The sequence below is a fragment of the Bradyrhizobium sp. BTAi1 genome, from assembly GCF_000015165.1.
Classification (GTDB): domain Bacteria; phylum Pseudomonadota; class Alphaproteobacteria; order Rhizobiales; family Xanthobacteraceae; genus Bradyrhizobium; species Bradyrhizobium denitrificans.
In genome coordinates, this window is record NC_009485.1 from 4,009,787 (window position 1) to 4,026,304 (window position 16,518).

15 protein-coding genes are annotated in these 16,518 nt (G+C 64.7%); 5 read left to right on the plus strand and 10 right to left on the minus strand.

The features are described 5' to 3' along the window. Positions 1 to 13: 13 nt before the first annotated feature. From rsmA to lptF, 6 genes are all read right to left on the minus strand, one after another. Positions 14 to 874, minus strand: coding sequence for a 16S rRNA (adenine(1518)-N(6)/adenine(1519)-N(6))-dimethyltransferase RsmA (rsmA, locus tag BBTA_RS17930; protein ID WP_012043907.1), 861 nt, complete (start codon positions 872 to 874; stop codon positions 14 to 16). Beyond that, positions 871 to 1,872, minus strand: a complete 1,002-nt coding sequence (gene pdxA / locus BBTA_RS17935; RefSeq protein ID WP_012043908.1) for a 4-hydroxythreonine-4-phosphate dehydrogenase PdxA — start codon at positions 1,870 to 1,872, stop codon at positions 871 to 873. The genes rsmA and pdxA overlap by 4 nt, the downstream gene beginning before the upstream one ends. Next, positions 1,872 to 2,810 carry a SurA N-terminal domain-containing protein gene (locus BBTA_RS17940; RefSeq protein WP_012043909.1) on the minus strand — a complete coding sequence of 313 codons (939 nt, stop codon included), beginning with the start codon at positions 2,808 to 2,810 and terminating at the stop codon, positions 1,872 to 1,874. Before BBTA_RS17940 ends, pdxA begins: the two co-directional genes overlap by 1 nt. 120 nt (positions 2,811 to 2,930) lie before the next feature. After that, positions 2,931 to 5,516 carry an LPS-assembly protein LptD gene (locus BBTA_RS17945; RefSeq protein WP_012043910.1) on the minus strand — a complete coding sequence of 862 codons (2,586 nt, stop codon included), beginning with the start codon at positions 5,514 to 5,516 and terminating at the stop codon, positions 2,931 to 2,933. After that, positions 5,516 to 6,613 carry an LPS export ABC transporter permease LptG gene (lptG, locus tag BBTA_RS17950; protein ID WP_012043911.1) on the minus strand — a complete coding sequence of 366 codons (1,098 nt, stop codon included), beginning with the start codon at positions 6,611 to 6,613 and terminating at the stop codon, positions 5,516 to 5,518. Before lptG ends, BBTA_RS17945 begins: the two co-directional genes overlap by 1 nt. Continuing rightward, positions 6,610 to 7,779, minus strand: a complete 1,170-nt coding sequence (gene lptF / locus BBTA_RS17955; RefSeq protein ID WP_012043912.1) for an LPS export ABC transporter permease LptF — start codon at positions 7,777 to 7,779, stop codon at positions 6,610 to 6,612. Before lptF ends, lptG begins: the two co-directional genes overlap by 4 nt. Before the next feature lie 317 nt (positions 7,780 to 8,096). On the opposite strand from lptF, the gene BBTA_RS17960 reads away from it, so the two are divergent. From BBTA_RS17960 to BBTA_RS17970, 3 genes are all read left to right on the plus strand, one after another. Continuing rightward, positions 8,097 to 9,596 carry a leucyl aminopeptidase gene (locus BBTA_RS17960; RefSeq protein WP_012043913.1) on the plus strand — a complete coding sequence of 500 codons (1,500 nt, stop codon included), beginning with the start codon at positions 8,097 to 8,099 and terminating at the stop codon, positions 9,594 to 9,596. A gap of 15 nt (positions 9,597 to 9,611) precedes the next feature. After that, positions 9,612 to 10,064: a DNA polymerase III subunit chi gene (locus BBTA_RS17965; protein WP_012043914.1), complete on the plus strand. Its 453-nt coding sequence runs from the start codon at positions 9,612 to 9,614 to the stop codon at positions 10,062 to 10,064. A 312-nt stretch (positions 10,065 to 10,376) separates the two neighbouring features. Beyond that, positions 10,377 to 10,862 carry a hypothetical protein gene (locus BBTA_RS17970; RefSeq protein WP_012043915.1) on the plus strand — a complete coding sequence of 162 codons (486 nt, stop codon included), beginning with the start codon at positions 10,377 to 10,379 and terminating at the stop codon, positions 10,860 to 10,862. Between the two features lie 89 nt (positions 10,863 to 10,951). On the opposite strand, the gene BBTA_RS17975 is transcribed toward BBTA_RS17970, so the two are convergent. The 3 genes from BBTA_RS17975 to BBTA_RS17985 form a co-directional block, all read right to left on the minus strand. Next, positions 10,952 to 12,820, minus strand: a complete 1,869-nt coding sequence (locus BBTA_RS17975; RefSeq protein WP_012043916.1) for an ABC-F family ATP-binding cassette domain-containing protein — start codon at positions 12,818 to 12,820, stop codon at positions 10,952 to 10,954. A 67-nt stretch (positions 12,821 to 12,887) separates the two neighbouring features. Beyond that, complete coding sequence (locus tag BBTA_RS17980) at positions 12,888 to 13,073, minus strand: hypothetical protein (RefSeq protein ID WP_012043917.1); 186 nt, start codon at positions 13,071 to 13,073, stop codon at positions 12,888 to 12,890. Positions 13,074 to 13,279: 206 nt separating this feature from the next. Continuing rightward, a complete protein-coding gene (locus BBTA_RS17985; RefSeq protein ID WP_012043918.1) occupies positions 13,280 to 13,558 on the minus strand; it encodes a hypothetical protein in 279 nt (92 codons plus the stop codon). Between the two features lie 277 nt (positions 13,559 to 13,835). On the opposite strand from BBTA_RS17985, the gene ndk reads away from it, so the two are divergent. Together ndk and BBTA_RS17995 are read left to right on the plus strand one after the other, a co-directional pair. Beyond that, positions 13,836 to 14,258, plus strand: a complete 423-nt coding sequence (ndk, locus tag BBTA_RS17990) for a nucleoside-diphosphate kinase (RefSeq protein ID WP_012043919.1) — start codon at positions 13,836 to 13,838, stop codon at positions 14,256 to 14,258. A gap of 84 nt (positions 14,259 to 14,342) precedes the next feature. After that, positions 14,343 to 15,206 (plus strand): TerC family protein, encoded by an 864-nt coding sequence (locus tag BBTA_RS17995; RefSeq protein ID WP_012043920.1) that lies wholly within the window; start codon positions 14,343 to 14,345, stop codon positions 15,204 to 15,206. A 142-nt stretch (positions 15,207 to 15,348) separates the two neighbouring features. On the opposite strand, the gene BBTA_RS18000 is transcribed toward BBTA_RS17995, so the two are convergent. After that, positions 15,349 to 16,434 carry a substrate-binding domain-containing protein gene (locus BBTA_RS18000; protein ID WP_012043921.1) on the minus strand — a complete coding sequence of 362 codons (1,086 nt, stop codon included), beginning with the start codon at positions 16,432 to 16,434 and terminating at the stop codon, positions 15,349 to 15,351. Between the last annotated feature and the right edge of the window lie 84 nt (positions 16,435 to 16,518).

The window sequence follows — 16,518 nt, forward strand, 5'->3', positions numbered from 1 at the left end:
GAAATGCTTGTTGTTAGGTCTTGTTATCGTCGCGACTATTGGTCAATTCGCGCGCCATGGCAACAAAGCCCGACACCGGAATGGTCTCGGCGCGGCGCGTCGGATCGACGCCGGCCGCTGCGGCCAGCCGCGCGGGATCCGTCGGCAGCGACTTCAGGCTCTGGCGCAGCATCTTGCGGCGCTGGCCGAACGCGGCGGCGGCGACCTGCTCGAGCGCGCGGCGGTCGCACGGCTCCGGGGCCGTGCGCGGCACCAGCCGCACCACCGATGAGGTCACCTTCGGCGGCGGCACGAAGGCCGAGGGCGAGATGTCGAACAGGATCTTGGTCTCGCAGCGCCAATTGGCGAGCACGCCGAGCCGGCCATAGGCTTCCTCGTTCTCGCGCGCGACGATCCGCTCGGCGACCTCGCGCTGGAACATCAGCACCATCATGTCGTACCAGGGCGGCCATGGTTCGGCCGAGAGCCAGCCGATCAGCAGATGCGTCGCGATGTTGTAGGGCAGGTTGGCGACGATCTTGGCCTTGGTGCTGCCGAGATAGGGCCGGACGTCGAAGGTGCGGGCATCGGTGCAGACGATCTCGAGCCGTCCCGGATAACGCTCCGCGATCGCCTGCAGCGCCGGGATCGCGCGCTCATCGTGCTCGACGGCGATGACGTGGCGGGCGCCGAGCGCGAGCAGCGCCCGCGTCAGGCCGCCCGGGCCCGGACCGATCTCGACCACAGTGGCGTCCTCCAGCGGGCCGGCGGCCCGGGCAATTCGCGCGGTGAGATTGAGATCGAGCAGGAAGTTCTGGCCGAGTGCCTTGCGCGCCGACAGCTGATGCTCGCGAATGACCTCGCGCAGGGGCGGCAGGTCGTCGATCGCGCTCATGCCGCTTGGCTGGCCATGCGCGCGGCAAGCCGGAGGGCAGCGATCAGGCTGGCCGGATTGGCCGTGCCCTTGCCGGCGATGCCGAAGGCCGTGCCGTGGTCCGGCGAGGTGCGGATGAAGGGCAGGCCGAGCGTCACATTGACGCCCTCGTCGAAGGCCAGCGTCTTGATCGGGATCAGCGCCTGATCGTGATACATGCAGATGGCGCAATCATAGGTCTTGCGCGCGGCGTCATGGAACATCGTATCGGCCGGCAGCGGTCCTTGCACGTCGAGGCCGGCATTGCGCAGGGTCGCGATCGCCGGCGCGATGATCGTGTCCTCCTCCGTGCCCATCGTGCCGTCCTCGCCGGCGTGAGGATTGAGGCCCGACAAGGCGATGCGTGGCCGCGACAGGCCGAAATAGCGCCGCAGGCTCGCCGCGACGATCCGGGTCGTGGAGGTGATCAGCGGGCTCGTCAGCTGCTCGATCGCCTCGCGCAGCGCCACATGGATCGTCACCGGCACGACGGCGAGCGTCGGCGACCACAGCATCATGACGGGCTGCGGGACCACCCCGCCATCGGCGGCGAGCTCGGCGAGATACTCGGTGTGCCCGGGGTGCGTAAAACCGGCGCGGTAGAGGATGGCCTTGGCGATCGGATTGGTCACGACGGCGCTCGCCCGTCCGGCCTTGACGTCGAGGACAGCCTGGCGGATCGAGCCGATCGTGGCCTCTGCGCTCGTGACGTCGGGACGGCCGGGTTGTGCGGTGACGCGATGCCCGGTGGGCACGACCGGCAGCGCCTTGGAGAATATCTCGACGGCCTGTCCGGGATGCGTCTCCGTCACCGGAACATCGAGACCCAGCAGCGTCGCCCGCTGGCTGATGAAGCCGGGATCCCCGAGCAGATAGAACGCCGGAAGTCCAAGCTCGGTGCGACGCAGCCACGCCTGCAAGGTGATGTCGGGGCCGATGCCTGCAGGTTCGCCCAATGTGAGCGCGAGGGGCTTGCTCATCAGCGATATTCGATCATCGCCGCCTTGCGGACTTCCTGCAGATAGGCCTTGGACGTCGCCTCGTATTTCTTGGTGTACATCTCCTCGCGGATCTGACGCTTTTTCGGCGTGTCGACCGTCGTCGGGGTGCGGGCGCACAGCGCGACCATCTGGATTCCCTGCTTGGTCGCTTCGGGCGGCGTGAGATGTCCGATCGGGGTGTCGTCGAGCAATTTGCGGAGGTTCGGCGGAATGTCGGCGGACGTCTTGACGACGATTTCCTTGATCACGGCGTTCGCGGTGGTCTTGAAGACATTGTTGGCGTCGGCGCAGGTCTGCACCCGCGCGCGCAGGGCTTCCGCCTCCTTGTGCCGCGCTTCCATCACCGCCTGGTTCGATGAGTTTGAAACGATCAGCACGATCGGCTGCATCTTGTATTCGAAGGCCTGGCCCTGCTGGTCGGAATCGCCGCCGGCCGCAGCAACCGCCGCGGCAACGTCCTTGTCGGACACCAGCAGGCGTTCCTTGTAGCGGCCGCGGACCAGGCTGGTCCAGACGATCTCGGCCTTGATGCGCGCCTTGAGCGTCTCAGGGCGCACGCCCTGGCTCTCCAGCGATTTCGTCAGCTGTTCGGCATTGAGCCGCATGCGCGAGCCCATGCCGGCGAACGACTGGTCGACGTCGGAGGCCGTCGGTTCGACGCCGAACTTCTTGCCTTCCTTGATCTTCACCTTGTCGTCGATCAGCTCGTTGATGACCTCCTGCCGGCTCTGCTGCTTTCGCGTGCTGAGGAAGTTGAGCTTCATCCGCTGCTCAATGTCGTAATCGGTGATGGGATCACCATTCACCATCACGACGATGCTCTGGGCCTGAGCGGGGATCAGCCCGGCACCCGATGCCAGCACCGCAAGACTGCAGATGGCCAGGGCCCGAAGGCGGGAAGAGAACGCGATCGTCATGACCAAGCTTCGCTGTTCGCAATGAGTCCAACCAGAAGCGGCGCGACGGCTCTCTGTCGGGACCTCTCGGACCACGGGACCTCTCGGACCAGAGGAGCACCGGTCGGAGACCGGCGCGCGCTACTGAAGGCCACCAGCCGCACTTCCCGTCGACGAGGAGTTCGCGAGCGTCCGAAGCCCGATCTGGAGCATATAGGCATGGCTCAGAACGGGTGGGGTGGTACCTGCCGTATAATTATAGGACGTTACATAGTTCGCGGCCAGCACGAAACAATCGTCCACATAGCCGGCGCCGATCACATACTGGTTGATCTTGTTGGCGGCCAGATCCCAGCGCGCCGCACCGGATACGATCCAGTTGGGCGCCACCTTGACCGAGCCGCTGCCGAGGATGCCCTCACGCCGGGCGAGATAGCCGAGCGCCGGATCCGCGGCATAATTGCCGTAGGTCAGGGCCACCGACCAGCGATCGAAGTTCGCCTTCGCCTCGGCCTCGAAGCGCTGGATGTTCAGGGTCTGCTGGTCGAACCGGCTGCGCATGCTGAACGTATAGGTCCGGTTCGGCGAGTAATCGACCCGCGCCACGTAATCCGAGACGGTCTTGTCCAGGCCGGACCCGATGGCGGTATTGTTGGCGTCCTGCACCGCGAACGAGTTCAGACCGAACAGGTGGTAGGACTGGCCGAACAGCACGTTGATCGTGCCGCCGCGGTCGAACTGGGTGGTGGCCTGCACGCCGACATTGGCACGGCCGCCGCCCTCGACGCGGTCATAGCCGGAGAACTTGTCGACGCTGAACAGGTTGCTGGCGTCGAACACCATGCTCTGGGCGTCCTCGTTCGGCAGCCGGCCGGCATAGGTCTCGTTCGGCCGGATGATCACCTGCGCGATCGGTTCGATCGTCGTGGTTCCCCACGGCTGCACATTGATGAACGGGTAGCGGTATTCCAGGCCGACTGTCGGCATCAGCCGCAGCGCCTGGGTGTCGCCCGTCTGAACGAAGTTGCCGACGCCTGGCTGCGCGGTGACGTTGGCGTTGATCGCGTCCGCGCGCAGGATCGCGAACGGCGTCCAGATCTGGCCGAACGGGTCGGTATAGGACCGCCGCCACTCCGCCTGTGCGGTGAGACGGGTATAGGTGCCGGGTGTCGCGCGCAGCAGGCACTGGGTGGGCAGCCGCGCGCGCGGATCGGCCGACGTCGTCGTGCACAGGCCGGCCGTGTTGGCCGTGCTGGTGATCGGATCGAACACCGCCTGTTCACGGCTCAGATTCACGAAGTTGGTCTTGTAGCTGAACTCGCCGCCAAACACCGGGTAGTTCAGCACGTTCGAGTAATCCAGCACCGGATAGACCACCGGCACGGTCTGCTGGTTGCCCGAGAAGCTCAGATAATGGATCGCCCGGACGTCGAAGAAGCTGCGGCTGCCGACGCCGGTCAAATACAGCTGCGAGATCGCCTCTGTCGGCAGGCTCATGAACGAGTTGAACGGGTCGCGGTACTGCGCCAGCCGGTAGTCCGACAGGAACATGTAGTCGGACAGCAGGATGCCGTCCCAGCCGAACACCCATTTGTCGTTGATCGCGAACTGGCCCTTGGTGTCGATGCCGCCGCGGAACTGCCGGTCGCCCGGCTGGCCGGCGAAGGCGTTGCGGTCGAGCTGATCGATGCCGTAGAGGCGCACCTGGTAACCGCCATTGCTGAAGCGCTGGCGGAATTCGGTCTGCAGCAGCACGCCCTGCTTGGAGGTGATGCGCGGCGTGAAGGTTGCGTCGTAGTCTGGCGCGATCGCCCAATAATAGGGGATGTCGACGCCGAAGCCGTAGCCGCCGGTCTGGGTGATGCCCGGCATCAGGAAGCCGCTCTTGCGCTTCACCGTCGGATCGGGCGTCGAGAAGTAGGGGATATAGGCGAGCGGAACGCCGAAGAATTCGAGCTGGGCGTTCTCGAAATACAGCATCTTCTCGGTCTGGTCATGGATGATGCGCGCACCCTTGACCTGCCACAGCGGCGGCTTCTTCGGATCGTCCTTACAGGGCGCGCAAGCGGTGTACACGCCGTTCTCGAAGACGGTGTAATTGCCCTTGGAGCGGTCGGCGCGGGTCGCCGCCATCCGCGTCTGGTCCTCGGTCTCGACGCGCAGCGAATCGACGAAGCCGTCGCGGTAATCGTCCGACAGATCGAGGCTGTTGGCGTAGGTGATCTTGCCGTCGGCGTCGGTCATGCGGATGTTGCCTTCCGCATGCAGGCGCTTGGTCTTCTGGTCGTAGATCACCCGGTCGGCCTCGACCGAGGTGCCGTTATAGAACAGCTGAACGTTGCCGACTGCTGACACGCGCGAGTTGTTGTAGTCGTAATCGACCTCGGTCGCCTGCACCAGCATCTGGTTGTCGTTGGCGACGCGCGGCGGCGGCGCCTTCGGCGGGCGCGGATTATAGGTGAAGCTTTGCGCGGCGGCGGGCGCAGGTGCAACCAGACCGATGGTCGCCGTCAGCACGGCACCGAACGCCAGCGCGAACACGCCCCCGAGAACGGCAGACGTGAATTGGCCAGACGTGAAGCTGCGCGGCTTGGAGCCGGGAGACCAGAACTTCCGAGACATGGATTCGGCAGACACGATGCCACTCACGCGCGCAAATCGACCGCATGCAATCGCATGCTGCCGGAGCACGGCAAGCGCTGTCTGACGGACGGCAACGAACGACACTAGCCGTCCTCCTGGTAGAGCAAGGCCATAAAGCCGGTCAGGCCGCCGACGAACACCGGCAGCCACGCGGCAACGATCGGATCCATCAACGCAGCCTTGCTCAAATCTTCCGTTACTTTCGACAAAACGTAGAGCAGAAAGCCGGCGCCCACGCCACTCAAAACCATTTTTTGTACGCCACCCATTCGGAAGAAGCGGAGCGACACGGACGCGGCCAGCATGACCATCGCAGCCAGCAGGAATGGCTGCGCGATCAGCTTATGATACTGCAATCGGTAGCCCGCGGTCGCGAAGCCTGAGCTCTCTGACGAACGGATGTAGCTCGGCAGTTGCCAAAACGACACAGTTTCGGGGGTCGAGAAGCTGTTGCGGACCTGTGCCGGTGTCAGGCTGGTGGGCAGAATGAAGGTCGGCTCGTCCACCGGCGGCGCATCGAGGGAGAATCGGCGCACCGATTTGAACACCCACTGGCCGTCTTCGAGGGTGGCCTCGCGCGCTTCGATTCGGTCCTTGAAATGTTTCTCCGTATCAAAACGGAACAGCGTCAGGCCGGTCAGCCGAACACCCTGCTGCTCACTGCGTGCGGCGTTGATGATGACCGAGCCGTCCGGGTTGATCTGGTTCAGCCAGAAGCCGGACGCATCCTGCACGCCGCCGCCCGGGGCGGCGCCGAACAGCTCCGCTTCCATGCGTTTCGACAATTCACGCAGATTGGCCGACATCGGATTGTAGAGCGTCGTCGCCATCAGGCCGAGCACGATGGCGCTGGCCAGCGCCGGCGCGATGAACTGCCAGGCCGAGACGCCGGCGGCGCGCGCCACCACGAGCTCGAGGCGACGCGACAGCGCGAGGTAGCAGGTCATGGCGCCGATCAGGACACAGAACGGCATCATCTTCTCGAGCAGTTGCGGCACGCGAAACAGCGAGGTCTCGGCGACCATCAGCGCCGAGGCGGAGGCCAGCCCCGAGGTCTTGCGGACCATCTCGATGTAATCGACCAGGACGAGCAGCACGAAAATGCTCGCGAACACGCCGACCGCCGAGACCAGGAAGCGGCCGGCGAAATAGCGCCCCAGCGTGTTGGTGACCATGCTCATGCGGCGGCCGGCCTTCTGAACAGCCGTGCGATCCGCGCATTCGACCGGTTGATCGCCTCCATCAGCCGCGCCGGCGGCTCGACCACCACGCCGCCGACGATGATCCAGATGCTCAAGCCGAGCACGCCGAACAGCATCAGGTACTGCACCAGGGCGGCGACCGGCGTCTTCACCGTCATGACGGAGCAGGCGAAGCCGGCCATGCGCACGCCGAACACCGCGAGAATCGCACTGCCGAACGAGAAGTTGCGGCTCTGACGCGTCGTGCGCGGCGCGCCGAGAAACGCAAAGGTCAAAGCGGCGAAGGCGAAGGGGTAGATCGGGGCGAGGAAGCGGTCATGCAGCTCCTGCCGGAATTGTCCGGGGATCTGCTTGTAGATCGGATCGTCCTCCGCCGGCGCCATCAGCTCCCACAGATAGCGCTCGCGGATGCCGAGCGTGACATCGCGGCCCTGATTCGAGAATTTCGACATGTCGAAGGCGTAGCGGGCGAACGCGACCATTGCCGGCTCGCGCTTGCCGACTTCGAAGCGCTCGAGATTGCCATCCTCCAGCACCAGGAACGAGCCGTCGGGGTTCTTCACCACCGTGCCCTTCTCGGCGATGATCGTGATTCGCTCCTTCGGATCGCGGCGGTCGTCGATCAGAATGCCCTGCAATTCGCCGCCGGGCTGGCGTTCGCGAATCCGGATCGTGAGGTTCTGGTCGAGCTGGGCGAACCGTCCGGGCTGCAGGATGTTGGCGAGCACGTCGGCGGTGATCTCGGCGTCCCATTGCTTGATCCGGCGCAGCCCGTCGGGCGCGAAGAAGGCGGCAATGAAGGTGACCAGGATCGCGACGACGCAGGTGGCGTAGGCGAAGGGAACAAACAGCCGGATCGGCGACATGCCGGCGGCGTTCATCACGATGATTTCCGAATCGGTCGCGAGCTTGTTGAGGGTGTGAGAGACTGCGATCATCAGCGCAATCGGCGCGATCACGCCGAGCAGCGAGGGAATCACCAGGCCGGTAATGCCGAGAAAGGTCAGGATGGTCTGCCCCTGGCTCGTCATCAGGTCGATGCCGCGCAGCGCCTGGGTGATCCAGATCACCCCGGTGAGACTCACCAGGACCACCGCAAACGACGCGAGCGTCGTGCGAAAGATGTACCTGTCGATGGATCCCATCGTGTGCGCTCGATCCCCAATCTGCAGTCCCGGAACGAGCGCTGCGGCCACCCTTGAAACGCCGTCACGTTCCAAGGTCAGTGAACATCCTTACCATCCCTTTGATCCGTCGACAAAATGGCTGTGGCGTGGCGTCGCTAAAATACGGCTAAAATTTCATTATTGTGACCGCCTCGACACGGGAGGCTTGGCAGCTCTGGCCGCGGCAGGCCATACTGTTGCCAAGTTGGGTTCCGAACTGCCGCCATCCTCGTCTGTCCGCTGGGATTTTGGGACGGTCGCGGCGGCCCTCACGACGAAATTTGGAGGTTTGCTTGATGTCCGACACCGTCAAGGTCGGCTTCGTTCCGCTGTCGACTGCGCCACGCGGTATCCTGGTCGCGTTCTGCGATGAGTCCCTGCGGCTTGGTGCCGCGACCGACAAGGCGCTGGGCGGCGCCGCCGAGCTCATCCAGCGGGCGGCCGCTGCGGCGCGCTTCAAGGGCAAGGACGGCGCGGTGCTCGACCTTCTCGCCCCCCAGGGAATCAAGATTCAGCGCTTGCTCGTGATCGGCACAGGCAAAAGCGGGGATCACAAGGAAAAGGATTTCCTGAAATATGGCGGGACGTTAGCCGGGAAACTGAACGCCGGGACTGAACCCGTGATGGTGATGGCCGAGCTGCCCTCCGGGCCGATGACGCCGGACCAGGCGAGCTCGCTGGCGGCCGGGATCAGGCTGCGAGCCTATCGATTCGACCGCTACAAGACCAAGAAGAAGGACGAGGAGGCGGCCGTCAGCGCCGCGATCTCGCTGGCCGTCGCGGACGTGGCCGCGGCCAAGAAGGCCTTCGCGCCACGGTCGCACGTCACCGACGGCGTGATTCTGGCGCGCGATCTCGTCAACGAGCCGCCGAACGTGCTCTATCCGGAAGAGTTCGCCAAGCGCGCCAGCGCGCTGCGCAAGCTCGGCGTGACCGTCGAGATTCTCGATGTGCCGGCCATGAAGAAGCTCGGAATGGGGGCGCTGCTCGGGGTCGGGCAGGGCTCGGCGCGGCCGAGTCGCACCGTCGTCATGCGCTATAATGGCGGCAAGAAGGGTGATCAGCCGGTCGCCTTCATCGGCAAAGGCGTCTGCTTCGACACCGGTGGCATCTCGATCAAGCCGGCCGGCTCGATGGAGGATATGAAGGGCGACATGGGCGGTGCGGCCTGCGTCGTCGGTCTGATGCATGCGCTGGCCGCGCGCAAGGCCAAGGCCAATGTGATCGGCGCGATCGGCTTGGTCGAGAACATGCCGGACGGCAATGCCCAGCGCCCGGGTGACATCGTTACCTCGATGTCCGGGCAGACGATCGAGATCATCAACACCGACGCGGAAGGCCGGCTCGTGCTCGCCGACGTGCTCTGGTACGTCGCGACCAAGTTCAAGCCGAAATTCATGATCGATCTCGCCACCTTGACCGGGGCGATCATGGTTGCGCTCGGCACCGAGCATGCGGGCCTGTTCGCCAACAATGACGATCTTGCCGAGAAGCTGTTGAAGGCGGGGCAGGAGACCGGCGAGAAGGTTTGGCGCATGCCGCTCGGCCCCGAATACGACAAGCTGATCGATTCGCAATTCGCCGACATGAAGAACACCGGCGGGCGCCACGGCGGCTCGATCACGGCCGCGCAATTCCTGCAGCGCTTTGTCAGCGATACGCCATGGGCGCATCTCGACATCGCCGGAACCGCGATGGGCGCGCCGAAATCGGAGGTCAATCAGAGCTGGGGCTCCGGCTACGGCGTGCGCCTGCTCGACCGGCTGGTGTGGGATTGCTACGAAGCCAGGAGTTGAGGGACCGCTGTTCGGATGACGGAAGTCCTGTTCTATCATTTGCAGAACATGACCCTGGAAGGCGTGTTGCCGCCGCTGCTGGAGAAATCGCTCGAGCGCGGCTGGCGGGTTGTGGTGCAATCGACCTCAGAAGAACGTGCAGATGCGCTTGATGCGCATCTGTGGACCTATCGTGACGATTCGTTTCTGCCGCACGCCACATGGCGGGTTGCCGATGTGGCCGACCAGCCGATCGTGTTGGCGGTGGAGGAGAGCAATCCCAACCAGGCGAATGTGCGATTCCTGGTCGACAACGCGCCGCTGCCGTCAGACGCGCACACTTATGAGCGCATGGTGCTCGTCTTCAACGGCGACGATGACGAAGCGCTCGCAGCTGCGAGAGCGGCCTGGACCGATTGCAAAACGCGGGGATTCGAGGTCACCTATTGGCAGGCCGATGAGCGCGGGCGGTGGCAGCGTCGGCAATGATGGCCTGCCGGTCGCGCGCTCGCCATGGCGGCGTGCCGCGATTAATGATAATCTGTCAATGAACTGGCGGCGCGTTGGCAAAGCCACGAACGTGCCGCAAAGTGATGGTGGGACGATCCGTTCGAACAACGACTGTGCCTCGCGCATCTGAAGTGTTGCTCCCGCCGATGCGGGCAGAACATCGCTTCAAGGGCCAGGGCGCACCCGGTTACAAGATCTGCTAGTGCTTTTGAATCGAGCATTGGTTGCAATTCAGCAAGGTTCATCGTGCGAGACCAGAATCAAAAGCTGACGCGCCTTCTGGCGTTCCTTGTGCTTGCACCGGTCGTGTCCGGATGCTCCGGCTCGGCTGACTTTCTCTCCAAGGATGCCGAATGGTTCAACCGGCCGCAGCGCCTGTTCATCAAGAGCATCTCGATCGACGCGCCGCCGCTGACGCCCGAAAAGCCCGTCACCGCGGAGGATCTCGTCAGCGCCGAGGGCGCCTGTCCCGGCATGGCGCCGGCCGGCGCCAATGCGATGAGCAGCGATGCGGCCGCTGCGCCGCCCGCCGCAGGCGGCACGGTTGCACTTGGTCATACCGAATGTGACGTGGTGCGCGGCATCGGCGCACCCGACAGTGTCAACATCGGCGGTAATGGCGGTGATCGCGTTGCGACCGTGACCTGGCTGCGCGGTGCGCGTGCCGGCGTCTACACGTTCACCGCGGGCCGTCTGACCTCGATCGAGCGCGCGCCCGATCCGGGCCCGGCGCCGAAGATGGCGAAGCCCGCCAAGGGCAAGAAGAAGGCGACCTGAGCCGGCTGCGCGAGCGGCTTCTGTCACAGTTAAACGGATCGAACCAGGTTCGGTCCCGGTGATTTGAGGAGCGGCCGTCCGGACGTTCGTCAGCCGGTCGTCTCGTCGTACAGCGTGCTCGCTTCCAACCACTGCTCTTCGGCGCGCGCCAGCGCCTCCGCGGCGTTCGCCCTTGCCTTCGACAATTGCGCGGCCTGCTTCGGGTCGCGGGTGAAGATGTCCGGCAACGCCAGCGCGCCGTCGATCTTGGCGATGATCTCGGTGATGCGGGCCATCTCGGCTTCGGCGGCCGCGATCTTCTGTTTCAGTCCGCCACGCTTGTTGTCGCCACGCGGTCGCTCCGCTCGCTCGCTCGTCTGCGGACGTTCGGCATCGCGCGCCGACGCGCCGCTCCGCGACGACAAGATCATCCGCCGGTAATCGTCGAGATCGCCGTCATAGGTCTTTACGGTCCGCTCGGCGACCACCCACAGACGATCCGCGCAGGCCTCGATGAGATAGCGATCGTGCGAGACCATGATCACGGCGCCCGGAAACTCGTTGATCGCTTCGGCCAGCGCCGCACGGCTATCGATGTCGAGATGGTTGGTCGGCTCGTCCAGGATGATCATGTTGGGACCGTAGAAGGTGGCGAGCCCGAGCAGCAGCCGCGCCTTCTCGCCGCCGGACAGGCTTTTCACCAGCGTGTCGGCCGCCTTGCCGGAAAATCCGATGGCGCCGGCCCGGGCCCGCACTTTCGATTCCGGCGCATCGCCCATCAGCTGCCGGACGTGGGTGTAGGGTGATCCCTGCTCGTCGAGTTCATCGAGCTGGTGCTGGGCGAAATAGGCGATCGACAGCTTGTCGGCGCGCGTGACCTTGCCGGAGAACGGTGCCAGCCGGCCGGCGAGCAGCTTGACCAGCGTCGATTTGCCATTGCCGTTGGCGCCCAGCAGCGCGACACGATCGTCATTGTCGATGCGCAAGGTCACCCGGTTCAGCACGGGCTGGGCAGGGTCATAGCCGACCGAGGCGTTGTCGACCGCGATAATCGGCGGCGACAGCAATTTCTCCGGTGCGGGAAAGCTGATCTCGTGCACATCCTGGGTCACGAGCGCTGTGATCGGCTTCATCCGTTCCAGCATCTTGACCCGCGACTGCGCCTGCCGCGCCTTTGAGGCCTTGGCCTTGAAGCGGTCGACGAAGGACTGCAGCCGCGCGCGCTCAGCCTCCTGGCGCTTGACCGCCTTGGCGTCGAGCATCTCGCGCGTGGCGCGCTGCTCCTCGAACGAGGAATAGCCGCCGCGGTACAGTGTCAGCTTGCCGCGATCCAGGTGCAGGATCTGATCGACCGACGTCTCCAGCAGATCGCGGTCGTGGCTGATGACGATCACCGTGCGCGGATAATGCGCCAGATGATCCTCGAGCCACAGCGTGCCTTCGAGGTCGAGATAGTTGGTGGGCTCGTCGAGCAGCAGCAGGTCGGGGGCGGCGAACAAGGTGGCGGCGAGTGCCACGCGCATGCGCCAGCCGCCGGAGAATTCCGCGCAGGCCCGCGCCTGGTCGGCGGCCGAGAAGCCGAGGCCGCTGAGGATGGCGGCGGCCCGCGCCGGCGCCGAATGCGCGTCGATATCGACCAGCCGGGTCTGGATCTCGGCGATGCGATCCGGCTCGACGGCGGTTTCGGCTTCGCGCAGCAGGGCATCGCGCTCGAGATCGGCCCGGAGGACCACCTCGATCAGGCTTTCCGGGCCGCTGGGCGCCTCCTGGGCCAGACTGCCGATCCGCCATCGCGGCGGGACGGTGATCGCTCCGTTCTCCAGCGACAGTTCGCCGCGGATCGCCTTGAACAGCGTCGACTTGCCGGTGCCGTTGCGGCCCACCAGGCCGACGCGGGCGCCGGGCGGAATCTGCACCGTGCTGTGGTCGATGAGAAGCCGTCCGGCGAGCCGGATGGAGATGTCGTTGATCGAAAGCATGCGCGCCTTGTCACCGCGCGCGCGACCAAACGCAACCGCTTTGTCGCAGGCTCAGCCTGGCGGAATCTTACTCGAAGCGCAGACTCGTCTCGTCGCGCTTGCGCAACTCGTTCATGAGATGAGCGAGCGGGGCCGGGAGGTGCGAGCCGTCCGGCGGCAGGCTGCGTTGCAGCCGTTCGCCCACGGCGTCGCAGATCGATCGGCTCATCTTGCGATCGAGCGCCTCGCTGGATTTGGCGGTGCGGCCAGTCATGACAGAGTTCCACGAGCATTGTGACAGGTCCTCTATCAAGTCATGGCAGGCCGATTGGTTTCCGCGACAGCCCCGGAATGGCGTGGACTTGGTTGAAATCCAACGAAAAAAGCCCCGGCGTGGGGGGCGCCGGGGCTAGGCGAGCTGTTGCGGCGGGGGGCGGGTGCCGCGACAGGGCTCGTCGGGGAAGGTGGGATCAGACGGTCTCAGTAGCAGCGGTTGATCCAGCGCCAGCGCGGTCCCCACGGGGTCGGAACCACGCGGCGCACGTAGCAGCCGCCATAGCCGTAGCTGTAGACCGGGCCGCCGACGAAAACGCGCGGCCCGTAGAACGGACGGTGCCAGCCATAATAACCGCCATGCCAGCCACCGTGCCAGCCGTGATGCCATCCGCCATGCCAATGGGCCGAGGCCGCGGTCGGGGCGAGGGCGGCTGCGCCCAGAGAAACGGCGGCAACCGCGGCGAGGGAGAGTTTGCGCAACATGTTCGTCTCCTGGAGTACGGCGCTGGTGGCGCTACAGTGTTGGACGCTTTGGGCTGGGAGAAGGCGGTGACCAGAGCCCGGTTCGCCTTCACCCGATGCGACCATCATATGAAGCCGAGGTGAACGCAGGTGGCATGTGCCCTTCAGACAATGTTCAGAATTGTGAAATTGTCGTAACCCGCGGCCTCTCAGAACCGGCGCGGTCGCTTGCCGACAACCGATCGCGTCGATATAAGCCCGCAACCCACCCAAATCCCGCACCTCCAAGGACGACATTATGGCGATTGAGCGCACGTTTTCGATCATCAAGCCCGACGCGACCGAGCGTAACCTGACCGGCGCGATCAACGCGCTGATCGAGAAGGCCGGTCTGCGCATCGTGGCCCAGAAGCGCATCCGCATGACCCGCGAGCAGGCCGAGACCTTCTATGCCGTGCACAAGGCCCGCCCGTTCTTCGGCGAACTGGTCGACTTCATGATCTCCGGCCCGGTCGTGGTCCAGGTTCTGGAAGGCGAGGGCGCCATCCTCAAGTACCGTGACGTCATGGGCGCGACCGATCCGTCCAAGGCCGCCGATGGCACCATCCGCAAGCTGCACGCCAAGTCGATCGGCGAAAACTCGGTGCACGGATCGGACGCCGCGGAAACCGCGGCCATCGAGATCGCGCAGTTCTTCTCCGGCAACGAGATCGTCGGCTGATCCCTCGGTGTGCGGCGGAGGGGCATCTCCGCCGCACACCGCGCTCGTCCGCATTCCCGCTGAACGTCTCTGAAAGGCCTGGCCGTGAACTGGCTGTCGCAGCTCGCTGATCCCGCCACTTTCGGCCATTTGCTCGCTCAATTTGAAGCCGACCTGCAGAGCCCCGGCTTCTGGCTCGCATTGGGCAAGATCATCTGGATCAATGTGCTGTTGTCGGGCGACAACGCCCTGGTGATCGCGCTCGCCTGCCGCGGCCTGCACGGCCGGCATCGCGTCTGGGGCATGGTGGCAGGCTCCGGCATCGCGGTGGCGCTGCGCATCGCGTTCACCGGCATCGTTGCCACCTTGATGGCGCTTCCTTATCTGAAGCTGATCGGCGGCCTGGCGTTGCTGGTGATCGCGGCCAAGCTTCTGGTCCCCGAGGATGAGAACGACGAGATCGCCGCGGGAACCACGCTGTGGCACGCGGTTCGGATCGTCGCGCTCGCCGACCTCGTGATGAGCCTCGACAATGTGATCGCGGTCGCCGCGGCCGCCAACGGCCAGGCGTCGCTGCTGATCATCGGTCTCGCCATGAGCATCCCGCTGATCATCGCCGGTGCGGCATTGATCATGCTCGTTCTCGATCGGTTTCCGCTCCTGGTCTGGCTCGGCGCGATGCTGCTTGGCTGGGTGGCCGGCGAGGTGATCGCCACCGATCCGGCGATCGAGCCGCTGCTGCACCATGTCCTGGACGGCACCGTCGTCATCACCATCGAGGCGGCCTCTGGCCTGTTCGCGGGCAAGACCAACGTTTCCAGCCATGTCGACGTCATGGAGACGCTGATGTCGCTGCTCGGCGCAGGGGTGGTGCTGGTGGCCGGGTCGATCTGGCGCGGCCGCGCGCTGCAGCGCCAGGCGGCCGGTGAGCTCGAAGCGGTGCCGGCCCGCGGCGTCGATCTGCCATAGACATGATGCGTCTCCACGGAAACGCATCATGATCTAATATCTTCGTCTGAGCATGATCTTTCCGGAAAACCGGTTTCCACTGTTCCGGATCATGCTCGAGTTCGCGACGCGCGCTGTCGATCCTCCTGATCTCGCCGGCCCGTCAGGTCCCGGCATCGAACCGGTCGAGGAACTCGCGGACGGTGTGAACCGAGCCGGTGTCGGCCGGCGCGTAGCCGGGCAGGGCTGCGATCTCACGATGGAAATCGTCGCCCTTCATCACGTCGAGCACGCGCCGCATCGGATCGCTCTCCAGGAACGATTGATGGCAGGCGAAGAAGTAGTCCTCGGTGAGGATGCGGATGAAGTCGAGCCCGAACTGCCGCGCGGCAGCCTCGACGCCAAAGCTGACATCGGCCATGCCGCTCGCGACATAGGCGGCGACGGCCGCATGGGTGAACTCGATCTGCTGCGCGCCGTTGATCTGCTGTTCGTCCAGGCCATGCGCTGCGAGCAACTGATCGAACAGCAGGCGGGTGCCCGAGTCATGATCACGATTGACGAACCGCGCTTTGCCTTCGGCGAGATCGGCCAATGATCGGATGGACAGCGGATTGCCGCGTTTGACCATCAATCCCATCTCGCGTGTCACGAAACTGATGACACAGTCCCGCTCGGGATCGAGCCAGTCTCGGCAGGCCTGAATGCTCTGTGCCCGGAGCTCGCCCCGTGGCAGGTGCAAACCCGAAAGATCGCAGGCGTCCTGCGCGAGCGAGGCCAGCGAATGTTGGCTGCTGACGTAGCGAAGGTCGATGCCGACACCCGGTGCGCGATCCAGCAACTCACGCAGCTTGGCCACGGCAAAGCCATGACTGGCGTGAACGCGGATCAGCGCCGGGTGTGGCTGAAGGAACGGTTTGATCTCGGTGACGAGCTCCTGCGCGAGATTGTCGAGCTGAGGACCGAGCCGCGCATGCATGCGCTCGCCCGCCCACACCAGCTTGTCTCCGAATGCGGTCAGTCGCGATCCCTTGCCGCGCTGGGCTTCCACCAACGGCACGCCGAAAAATGCCGACCATTGCTCGATCAGATTCCAGACATGCCGATAGGAGAGCTGGGCATCGGTGGCTGCGCTCGTGATCTTGCCCGTCCGCCTGATCTCGCTGAGCACGCGGAGCATCACGACGATGCTGTGCGGGTCATCATCCTTGGAGAAGCGCCAGACAGGTTCGATCGCGATCCGCAACATCAGGGCCTGCTCTTGAAGACGGCTTCATGTGATCGCCTGCAATAGGCAACCCATATCATATTTACGAACTCATATTTGCTCCTA